The sequence below is a fragment of the Zhongshania sp. genome (assembly GCF_041584495.1).
Lineage (GTDB): Bacteria > Pseudomonadota > Gammaproteobacteria > Pseudomonadales > Spongiibacteraceae > Spongiibacter.
In genome coordinates this window covers 1-1,707 of record NZ_JBFHDY010000264.1, presented here as the reverse complement: position 1 = coordinate 1,707, position 1,707 = coordinate 1, and the positions used below count along the sequence as shown (strand labels likewise).

The following is a 1,707-nucleotide window of genomic DNA, read 5'->3' as shown; positions in this document are numbered from 1 at the left end:
GCGTTAACAATGTCATCCGGCGTGATGTCGTTAACGGTGATCGTTGCCGTTGAAGACGTATCAACCGTGTGGGTTGAAGTCGTGGTCGCGGTGAAGGCATTACCCGCCGCGTCAGTACCCGTTACTGTAGCATCGAAGCTGGTATCGGCGGCCAAGTCGGCGCCGTCCACGGCAATGCTGTAGGTGTTGCCCGCCAGTACAGTACCGCTGTAAGGCGTGCCGTTGATGATGAAGCTAACCGTGTCGCCCACGGTGGCATCGCCGCCGACCGAACCGGTGACGTTGATGCTTCCGCCAGCCTCAGCCGCGTTAACAATGTCATCCGGCGTGATGTCGTTAACGGTGATCATTGCCGTTGAAGACGTATCAACCGAGTGGGTTGAAGTCGTGGTCGCGGTGAAGGCATTACCCGCCGCATCCGTACCCACAACCGTAGCATCGAAGCTGGTGTCGGCCGCCAAGTCGGCGCCATCTACCGCAATGCTATAGGTGTTGCCCGCCAGTACAGTACCGCTGTATGGCGTGCCGTTGATGGTAAAACTAACGGTGTCGCCTAGGGCCGCATCGCCGCCGACCGAACCAGTAACGTTGATGCTTGTTCCAGCTTCTGCCGCGTTAACAATATCGTCAGCGGTGATGTCGTTAACGGTGATTGTTGCCGCGGCAGACGTATCAACCGAGTGGGTTGAGGTGGTTGTCGCGGTAAACGGATTACCTGCTGCATCAGTGCCCGTCACAGTCGCATCGAAGCTGGTATCGGAAGCCAAGTCTGCGCCGTCAACCGCAATGCTGTAGGTGTTGCCCGCCAGCACGGCGCCACTGTAAGGCATGCCGTTAATGGTGAAGCTAACCGAGTCACCGGGGGCCGCATCACCGCCAACAGTACCGGTGACGTTGATGCTTCCGCCAGCCTCAGCGGCGTTCACGATGTCATCCGGCGTGATGTCATTAACGGTGATTGTTGCGCTCGCTGCCGTATCAACCGTGTGGGTTGAAGTCGTCGTTGCGGTAAATGGATTACCTGCCGCGTCAGTACCCGTTACTGTAGCATCGAAGCTGGTATCGGCGGCCAAGTCCGCGCCATCAACCGCAATGCTATAGGTGTTGCCCGCCAGCACGGTGCCACTGTAAGGCGTGCCGTTGATGGTGAAGCTAACCGTATCACCCGGCGCGGCGTCGCCACCGACAGTACCCGTTACATCAATCGTGCTTCCGGCTTCTACCGCGTTAACAATGTCGTCAGCGGTGATGTCGTTAACGGTGATTGTTGCGCTCGCCGTCGTATCAACGGTATGTGTTGAGGTGGTTGTCGCGGTAAACGGATTACCCGCGGCATCAGTACCGGTCACTGTGGCATCGAAGCTGGTGTCGGCCGCCAAGTCGGCGCCGTCAACCGCAATGCTATAGGTGTTGCCAGCCAAGACGGTGCCGCTGTAAGGCGTGCCGTTAATGGTGAAGCTAACAGTGTCGCCCACTGTTGCATCGCCACCGACAGTGCCCGTTACATCAATTGAAGTACCCGCTTCAGCGGCATTGACGATGTCATCAGGCGTGATGTCATTAACCGTGATTGTTGCGCTCGCTGCCGTATCAACCGTGTGGGTTGAAGTCGTCGTGGCAGTAAACGGGTTACCCGCTGCGTCAGTACCCGTTACTGTAGCATCGAAGCTGGTGTCTGCCGCCAAGTCGGCGCCATCTACCGCAATG

General features: G+C 57.8%; 1 protein-coding gene. It reads right to left on the bottom strand.

Annotated features, from left to right (window positions below; translation table 11 throughout):
* Positions 1–1,707 (bottom strand): Ig-like domain-containing protein (locus ABYP33_RS18945; protein ID WP_373092891.1); only part of this gene is annotated, 1,707 nt, incomplete at both ends.